Annotated in this window: 7 protein-coding genes and 2 pseudogenes; 6 read left to right on the top strand and 3 right to left on the bottom strand. The window is 68.5% G+C overall.

Annotation, left to right across the window (positions count from 1 at the left end; genetic code table 11):
• Positions 1–127: 127 nt before the first annotated feature.
• Positions 128–598 (top strand): annotated as a pseudogene (locus ACFR81_RS10885) (transposase); the annotation flags it as partial.
• Positions 599–664: 66 nt separating this feature from the next.
• Here ACFR81_RS10885 and ACFR81_RS10880 read toward each other — a convergent pair.
• Positions 665–910: a VOC family protein gene (locus ACFR81_RS10880; protein WP_068168379.1), complete on the bottom strand. Its 246-nt coding sequence runs from the start codon at positions 908–910 to the stop codon at positions 665–667.
• 147 nt (positions 911–1,057) lie between these two features.
• Between ACFR81_RS10880 and ACFR81_RS10875 the strand changes: the two genes are divergently transcribed.
• The 4 genes from ACFR81_RS10875 (at position 1,058) to ACFR81_RS10860 (ending at position 5,440) form a co-directional block, all read left to right on the top strand.
• The gene (locus ACFR81_RS10875; RefSeq protein ID WP_068168382.1) at positions 1,058–2,152 is read left to right on the top strand and encodes an ISL3 family transposase; all 1,095 of its coding nucleotides are present in this window, start codon (positions 1,058–1,060) and stop codon (positions 2,150–2,152) included.
• A gap of 82 nt (positions 2,153–2,234) precedes the next feature.
• On the top strand, positions 2,235–3,314 hold the full coding sequence (locus ACFR81_RS10870; RefSeq protein ID WP_343876460.1) for a catalase family protein: 1,080 nt from the start codon (positions 2,235–2,237) through the stop codon (positions 3,312–3,314).
• Positions 3,315–3,338: 24 nt separating this feature from the next.
• Complete coding sequence (locus ACFR81_RS10865; protein WP_145177641.1) at positions 3,339–4,055, top strand: Rossmann-fold NAD(P)-binding domain-containing protein; 717 nt, start codon at positions 3,339–3,341, stop codon at positions 4,053–4,055.
• Positions 4,055–5,440 (top strand): Dyp-type peroxidase, encoded by a 1,386-nt coding sequence (locus ACFR81_RS10860; protein WP_343876462.1) that lies wholly within the window; start codon positions 4,055–4,057, stop codon positions 5,438–5,440. Before ACFR81_RS10865 ends, ACFR81_RS10860 begins: the two co-directional genes overlap by 1 nt.
• Positions 5,441–5,681: 241 nt before the next feature.
• On the opposite strand, the gene ACFR81_RS10855 is transcribed toward ACFR81_RS10860, so the two are convergent.
• Both ACFR81_RS10855 and ACFR81_RS10850 read right to left on the bottom strand, forming a co-directional pair.
• Complete coding sequence (locus tag ACFR81_RS10855; protein ID WP_238397944.1) at positions 5,682–6,827, bottom strand: glycerol-3-phosphate dehydrogenase/oxidase; 1,146 nt, start codon at positions 6,825–6,827, stop codon at positions 5,682–5,684.
• A gap of 35 nt (positions 6,828–6,862) precedes the next feature.
• Positions 6,863–8,097, bottom strand: a protein-coding gene (locus ACFR81_RS10850) for an IS3 family transposase (RefSeq protein WP_145177647.1) whose coding sequence is annotated in 2 segments (ribosomal slippage) — positions 6,863–7,773 and positions 7,773–8,097 — 1,236 coding nt in all. Because the reading frame shifts where the segments join, the coding sequence is not laid out codon by codon here.
• A gap of 30 nt (positions 8,098–8,127) precedes the next feature.
• Between ACFR81_RS10850 and ACFR81_RS10845 the strand changes: the two are divergent.
• Positions 8,128–8,447 (top strand): annotated as a pseudogene (locus ACFR81_RS10845) (IS6 family transposase); the annotation flags it as partial.

The raw sequence follows: 8,447 nt of genomic DNA, 5'->3' as shown, positions 1-8,447 counted from the left end.
ACACGCAGCGGCGATCAGGGAATGAGAAACTGAGTCTTCGCTGCTCTCCGCCCAACTTTGCAACAGCACCGACTCGTACAAGTCGACGGCCTGACGACGGAACTCCTCGGAGTAGTTCTTCCTGGCCATGATTCCTGGATCATCTCGCTTCCCCAGCAGGTGCTGGATTCAGCGTGTCCAAGAACCGAGGTCAAGCCCCGACGTGCGCCCGATCTACACCGCCCCGACCGTGGCCGCGGCCAGGGACCGGTTCGAGGAGTTCGCCGAGAAATGGGGCAAGCCCTACCCGGCGATCGTGCGGCTGTGGGAGAACGCCTGGGCGGAGTTCATCCCGTTCCTGGACTACGACATCGAGATCCGCAAGGTGATCTGCTCGACCAACGCGATCGAGTCCCTCAACGCCCGCTACCGCCGGGCGATCCGCGCCCGGGGCCACTTCCCCAACGAGCAGGCCGCGATGAAGACCCTGTACCTCGTCACTCGGAGTCTGGACCCCAAGGGCACCGGACAGACACGATGGACCATGCGCTGGAAGCCAGCGTTGAACGCCTTTGCTATCACCTTCGCCGACCGCATGCCGGCCGCCGAAGACCGCTGACCATGAAAACGCCACTTACACCGTTAGGCGGACAGTCCCTCGTCAAGACCTGTGGATCGGCGAGTTCTACGGGTTGTTCGCGGTGAGCTCGACTTGGTAGCCGTCGGTGTTCGATAGGTTGGCGGCGTAGGTCTGTGGACCGCCGGCGTGGGGGTGTTTGTTGGCGAACATGAGTGCCCAGCCGTGGTCGGCGGCTGCCGCGGTGAGGGCATTGACGCGGTCGTGGTCGCCGGCGTGGAAGGCCAGGTGGTTGAGCCCGGGGCGCTTCCGGTTGTGTGGTTTCACCAGCATGTCGGGTGACTGTTCGATCACGATGTAGGTGCTGTCGAGTCGCCAACTGCGTCCGCCTGGCCATTCTTGGCTCTTCAACTTTGAGCGTGGTGGGGCCCTGAAGTAGGGCTCGCGGCCCTACGCCAGCATGGGTGTTGTCTAGACATCTCATGAGCGAGGACCGCGAGCGTGCACAAGCCTACGTTCGACGTCGATGCGGCGTCGATCCTGTTCAACCTGTCCGGTTACCGAGTCGTCTCGGCCACCCCTGGCGTCGGCGTTGAGCAACCGCGGCAGGTGCTGATCGAGACGACCACGAGCGAGGGCGCCTGCCCCTCCTGCGGGGTGCTGTCCTCGCGGATCCAGGCAAGACCTACCCAGCGCGTGAAGGACGTGCCGTGCGGGGGTGAGCGGCTCGACGTGCTCGTGCGCAAGCGCCGCTACGCCTGCCGTGAGTCGTTGTGCCCGCGGCGGTCGTTCACCGAGGAGACCGAGCAGCTGCCCGCGCGGGCGAGGGTCACGACCCGGCTGACCGAGCAGGTGATATCCGTCTGCCGGGCCGAGCCGCGGTCCATCGTGTTCACCGACCTGGACGACGGCGCGATCCTGGACGTCGTCGACGGCCGCCGCGGCAAGGTCGTCACCTCCTGGCTCGCGGCGCGGCCGCGGTGGTGGCGCCGGCGGGTGCAGGTCGTCGCCCTGGACATGTCGAGTGAGTTCCGGGCCGCGGTCCGCAAGGCACTACCGCGGGCGAAGGTCAGCGTGGACCACTGGCACGTGGTGCGGCTGGCCAACGAGATGGTCACCAAGGTGAGGAGGCGCCGGGTGTGGGAGCTGCACGAGCGCCGAGGACGGGCGACCGACACCCCGTGGAAGTACCGCAAGCTGCTCACCTGCGCCGGTGACCGGCTCACCGTCCGGCAGCGCACCAAGCTGCAGCAGATCCTGGCCGAGGACGTCGAGCTGGCCGTCGCGTGGGGCATCAAGGAACACGTCCGCCAGGTCCTCACCGCCACCGACACGCCCTCCTTCCAGCGGCACTGGGCCCGCCTTGAGAGCGCCGTGCGAGCCACCCACCTGCCCGAGCCGGCCGCGCTGTTCCGGACCCTGCTGGCCTGGCGTCGTGAGCTGCTCACCTTCTGCCGAACCAGGGTCACGAACGCTCGCACCGAGGCGGCGAACCTGACCGCCAAGACGATCAAGAGGGTCGGGCGCGGGTACCGCAACCATCGGAACTACAGATGCCGCATCATTGGCTATGCGCCCCGACCGATCGCGGCGTGAACACCCAGCACCACGCTCAAAGTTGAAGAGCCAAATTGAGTCCAGTACAATATTGTTATCACGATGTCGAGGAGGCATACCGATGAACCCCATCCGCTACCACGATGACGTCGAAGTGCCCGTGGAGAACGAGGCCGAGATCTCCCAGCGCATCGTCGAGCGCATGGCCGCCACCCAGGCCGAGAACGCCGACCGTCACCGCCACGCCCACCGCGACGCGCACGCCAAGAGCCACGCGATCCTCACCGGGCAGCTCACCGTGCACGACGACCTGCCGCACGAACTCGCGCAGGGCATCTTCGCCACCCCCGGCACCCACGAGGTCGTCGCGCGCCTGTCCTCGGCACCCGGCGACATCCACTCCGACGAGATCCCCACCCCCCGCGGGTTCGCCCTCAAGATTATCGACGTGGAGGGCGAGCGTCTCTCCCCCGACCTCGGCGGCGCCAACCAGGACTTCCTCATGGTGAACTTCCCGACGCTCGCGTTCGGCACCGTGACCAAGTACGAGGACATGCTCGACATCCTCGAGAAGAACGCGAGCAACCCGGCCGCCGCGCAGAAGGCGGTCTCCGCCGCCGCCCGGGGCATCGCCTCGATCACCGAGAAACTCGGTCGCACCCCCGGCGCGACCATCCAGGGCCTCGCGAACGACTACTCCCACATGCTCGGTGAGACCTTCTACACCCAGGCCGCGATCCGTTACGGCGACCACGTCGCCAAGATGTCCCTCGCGCCGACCGGGGAGGTCGCCGAGCTCACCGGCGTCGACGTCGGCGACGACTTCGACGCGATGCGCACCGCGGTCGTCCGCCACTTCATGACCAAGGGTGCGACGTACGAGCTGCGGGCGCAGCTGTGCACGGACCTGGAGACCATGCCCGTCGAGGACGCCGCCGTGCTCTGGGACGAGGACGAGGCACCCTTCCGGACCGTCGCGACGGTCCGCTTCGACCCGCAGGATGTCAGCCTGCCCGCCCGTCGGGTCGCCGGTGACGACCACCTCGCGTTCAACCCGTGGAACGGAGTCGAGGCCCATCGGCCCCTCGGCTCGATCATGCGCGTGCGCAAGCTCGCCTACGAGTCGTCCTCGCGGCAGCGGCACGACCTCAACGCCGTGGCCCGCCGGGAGCCGGACTCCCTCGCCGACCTCACCGCCTGACCCCCCACCCCCTTGGAGGACCCCATGAATGAGAAGCTGACATCCGAACAGACCCGCATCGACCCGCGCCTCTCGGAGGAGAGCCGCATGGAGGAGTTCCGCCGCGTGGTCAAGGAGGTCGCGGCCGACGCGCCGACGATCTCCCAGATCGCGATCAACTCCCTGCTCACCGACAAGAACCCGCTCCACGAGGGCACGTACATGTCGGCTGGCCGGGCCGGTGCCCGCTCCGGCAACGTGTCCGAGCTGACCGCCATCGCCGACCTCAGGCCCGGCGGCGCCGACCGGCTGCGCCGCATCTTCGGCCTCACCGGCGGCGACTTCGACGGCGCCAAGCGCGTCTCGACGCTGCACAACATGCGGTTCGTGTTCTTCGACGACGACACGCGTGTGCTGTTCGCCACGGCCTACGACGGCGACTGGGACACCTACATCGACGACTTCGCGACGAAGATCCCCGAGCTCATGGACCTGTTGTTCGCCAATGTCGAGGGCTGGCCCGGTATCGACTCGCCCGACGTCAAGGACTACATCGCGAATCACCAGATCGACGCCGCCGCGTGGTTCGTCGCGAACCCGCAGGTGACGGTCGTGGACGTGCGCCGGTACCAGCGCATGGAGCAGGCCCTGGACACGTTCTTCGACGCGATGGCGGCGAACACCGCGATGGACGCGACGACCCGGGAGGCCCTGTCGGCGCTGTCGGACGCGGTGGCGACGCCGCAGGGGGTGGACTACTGATGCCGTTCGATCACCTCAGGGAGCTGCGCAAGCGGTTCCGTCGGGAGAGCGTCACGCTGCAACTCGACGACATCCAGTCCCTCATCCTGCGGTCGCGGCCCGAGCCCTACGTCGGGATCCACGCGGGGTTGCGGGTCGACACCCCCGAGGGGGGTCGTGCCCTGCTGGGCCGGCTCGTCGAGTACGTCCCCTCGGCGCAGGACTGGACCGCGGACATGCACGCGTGGACGGGGGTGGCAATCAGCCACGCCGGCCTCAAGGCGATGGGCCTGCCGGAGGAGTCCCTCGCGAGTTTCCCGCTGCCGTTCCGGCAGGGCATGGCGGCCCGCGCGGGCCAGCTCATGGACACGGGCGAGAACGCCCCGGAGACGTGGGAGGAGTTCTACAAGGACGACTCCCTGCACGTCGCGGTGACGATCTACGCCGACTCGGAGGAGTCCCGGGCGGACGCCGTGGAGAAGGCTCTGGGGTACCTGGAGGAGATCGACGGGGTCACCCTGCTCGGCACGCACGCGTTCGGGGCGCCGGATGCGGCCAACCCGTTCGGCTACCACGACTCGCTCAGCCAGCCGCTCGTCGCGGGCGCCGGCGTCGACGCCCTCCCGGGGCAGGAGCGGGCCATCGCGGCGGGCGAGTTCATCCTCGGGGAGGACAGCGAGACGGGTTCGCCCGTCGCCATGCCCTCGCCGGACGTGCTGGGTCGTAACGGCTCGTTCGTCGTGCTCCGCAAGTACGACAGCCGTGTCGGCGCCTGGAACGACTTCCTCCGCGAGCACGCGGAGGAGGACACGCAGGAGTCCCGCGACGCCTTGGGCGCCAAGCTCGTCGGCCGGTGGCGGTCGGGGGCGCCGCTCGTCCTCTCCCCCGAGAAGGACGACGTCGACCTCGGCATGGATCAGTCCCGCAACGACGACTTCGACTACTCCGACGACCGCCGCGGCCTCATGTGCCCCCACTCGGCGCACGTGCGCCGCATGAACCCGCGCGGCAGCGAGCTGACGATCCTCACGGACGAGAACATCCACCGGATCATCCGCCGCTCCTCGACGTTCGGCCCCGAATGGGACCCCGACCTCACCGCCGCCGACGACAAGGACGACGAGCGCGGCCTGTTCTTCATCTTCATCAGCGCCCGCGCCTACGACACGGTCGAGTTCCTCCAGCAGGAGTGGATCAACCGCGGCAACTTCGTCGACCTCGGTACCGAACGCGACCCCGTCGTCGGACTCCACGAGGAACCGGGTCGGTTCACCATCCCCGACCGCCCCGTCCGCAAGCGCGTCGACGGCGTGACCACGTTCAACCGCCTCCGCGGCGGCGAATACATGTTCATGCCCTCCCTCACCGCCCTCCGCTGGATCGCCTACGCAGGCTGGGAGAGCTGACCAGGCCGGCGGATCGAGACCGGTGCTCGCCCGGTCGTCCGCACCGGCGATGAACGAGAGGCCCCCTCCCAACCCGGGAGGGGGCCTCTCGACTTGGAACGCCGTGGCTCTGGGGCCGTCCGCGCCCTCGGACCTCACGAGGGCGAGCACGCGCTCGACGCGCTCAGCCGTGTCGATGGCCCCCCTGCCCCCTTCCTCACCCCGCATGACGTCATCGATGACGTCATCCGGGGGGCGGGGGTCAGGTGGTCGCGAGTTCCAGGACCTGGGCGGCGACCTCGCGGGCGGCGGGGACGGCGGACTCGACGAAGGAGGTGCGGGTGCGGCGTTCGACGAGGTCCTCCACCGTGAGGGCGCCCTCCGCCAGCACGCCGAAGAGCATCTCCGCAACGGTGTAGGCGACGCCCTCGGCGACGGGGCCCGCGAACCGGGGGTACCGACGGCCCAACTCCGCGACACGACCGGCCTCGGTGCCGTAACGGCGCACGAGACGGGTCGGTTCCTCGAGACGGGCCAGCACCTCCCGCGGCGCCGCGCCCACGAGCGGGAGCATCCTCGTCCGGCACTCCCGGTCCGTCCCGAGACGACGGCAGGCGGCGTCCACGGCGTCCTCGGCCATCGTGCGATAGGTCGTGAGCTTGCCCCCGGCGATCGTCAGGGGCCGGCCAGGTTCGTCGATGAGCAGGTGCCGTCGGGACACGTCGGCGGTCGCGCCCGCCTCGACGAGTGGGCGCTCCGCGCCCTCCGACAGATCCCCCGACGCGCCGTGCTCGCGCCTCTCCCCGAACCCGTGCCTCCCGATCCGCCTCTTCGTCCCTCCCGTCGACCCGCCCGACGGAGTCGGCAGCACCAACGGCCGCAGCCCGGCGAACCGGCCCACCACGTCCTGCCTGGTCAGGGGGCGCTCCAGCGCGCGGTTGATCGTGGCGAGGAGGAAGTCCTCGTCGGATTCCGGCACCGGCGGAGCGATGCCGTCGACCCCGGGAGCGGCGTCGTCGGTGAGGCCGACGAGCACGAGGCCGTCGCTCTGTGGCAGAGCGAACACGAACCGGCCGAAGTGACCCGGCACCGGCGCGGTGAACACGGCGCTGGGACACCCGAGCGCCTCGGCCCGCACGACCAGGTGGGATCCGCGGCTCGGCGAGATCCGCAACGACGGGTCGTGTTCACCGGCCCACACGCCGGTCGCCGAGACGACCGTGCCCCGAGCCTCGACGCTCTCGCCCGTCGTCTCGTCCGTGAGGGTGAGTCGGTCCTCACGCAGGTCGGTCGCGGCGCACCGGGTGAGGACGTCCGCGCCGTGCGCCGCGGCGGTGCGGGCCAGCGCGATCACGAGGCGGGCGTCGTCCTCGAGCTGACCGTCGGTGTAGTAGACGGCACCGCGCAAGGGCCCTACCCCCGGATCTTGGACACGGGGTGTGATTACGCAGCCGTCGGCAGCGTAGCGGTGTTGCCGGTCTCGTAGAGGACCGGCGGGACGTAGCGGCACCACGAATGGCGTCGCTTGGTGTTGTAGCGGACGAGCCACCTGAAGACCTGCCGGCGGCAGACCAGTTCGTTGCTCCAGCAGGCGGCGTCTTGGAGAACCTCGCGCTTCATGGTGGCGTTGAACGACTCGGCCAATGCGTTGTCCGCGCTGGACCCGACGGCGCCCATGGACTGGGTGACGCCGAGCTTGCGACAGAGCTTGGCGTAGTCCTTCGAGCAGTAGACCGACCCGTGGTCGCTGTGAAATACGCTGCCCTTGAGGGTGCCCCGGGTTGCGGCGGCGGCCTTCAACGCGTCCTCGACGAGCTCGGTACGCATGTGGTCAGCGATGGCCCACCCGACAAGCCGACGGCTGTAGCAGTCGATCACGGTCGCCAGGTAGAGGTTCGTGCCGTCGGCGATCGGCAGATAGGTGATATCGCCGACGTAGCGCAGCCCTGGCGCCGGGGCGGTGAAGTCGCGCTTGAGCAAGTCGGGGTACTTCTGGCCAGACGGTTCGGGGATCGTGGTCCGCACCCGCCGCTTCTTCACATAGCCCCGGATTCCTTGCAGCCGCATCACCCTGGCGACGCGCTTGTGGTTTACCCGCTCACCGGCAGGCGCGCTGTCGTTGAGCTCGGCGGTGATCCGTGGCGCACCCTGGGTGTTGTCCTCGGCATGGACAGCCCTGATCCGCTCTGCCAGCGCCGCGTCGTCAGCTGCCCTGGCTTCTCGGGCCGGGGCAGCCTTGAGCCAGGCGTAGTAGGACGAGCGCTCGATCTCGACGAGCTCACACAGTCGCTTCACCTCGAAGGTGGCGGAGTTGCCGGCGACGAACTGGAAACGACTCACCAGCCCGTCTCCCCAGCGAAATACTTGGCCGCCCGCTGGAGGATCTCCCGCTCGGTGGTCAGCTTCGTCGTCTCGACCTCGAGCTCGTTGACCCGGGCCTCGAGCCGGGCGATCTTCTGCTCAGGCGTCTCACCGGCGGGACCCGTAGGGCTTGTCGGCGACGGCTTGGACTGCAGTGGGCTGGAGGTCAATGTCCCGTCAGCGGCGGTCTTCTTGCCGGTCCCGTAGACCTCGAGCCAGTGCCGCAGCGTGCCGCGCACGATGCCGAGATCCTCGGCGATGCCGCGGACCGTGGCGCCCGGGGTGGACTCGTAGGTGCTGTTGCAAAGTTGGGGCAGTAGAAAGACCGGCGTGAAATAATCACAGCCATGGGCATCTTCTCCGGTCGTCATTTCCCCCGTGACATCACTCTGTGGGCAGTGCGGTGATACTGCCGCTACGGGGTGAGCTACCGCGATCTAGAGAAAATGATGACTGAGCGGGGCGTGCCGGTCAATCACACCACGATCTACCGCTGGGTCCAGAAATACGGCCCTGAGCTGGACAAGCACACTCGGTGGTACCGGCAGGTACCCGACTGGCAGGCCAGTTCCTGGCAGGTGGATGAGACCTATATCCGGGTCGGCGGCAGGTGGTGCTACCTCTATCGGGCGAGCACCGCCGGTGGCCAGACCCTGGACTTTTACCT

It is taken from the genome of Rothia amarae (genome assembly GCF_042677725.1).
Lineage (GTDB): Bacteria > Actinomycetota > Actinomycetes > Actinomycetales > Micrococcaceae > Rothia > Rothia amarae.
The sequence above is the reverse complement of the archived record's forward strand: the minus strand, read 5'-3'. Positions and strand labels throughout refer to the sequence as shown.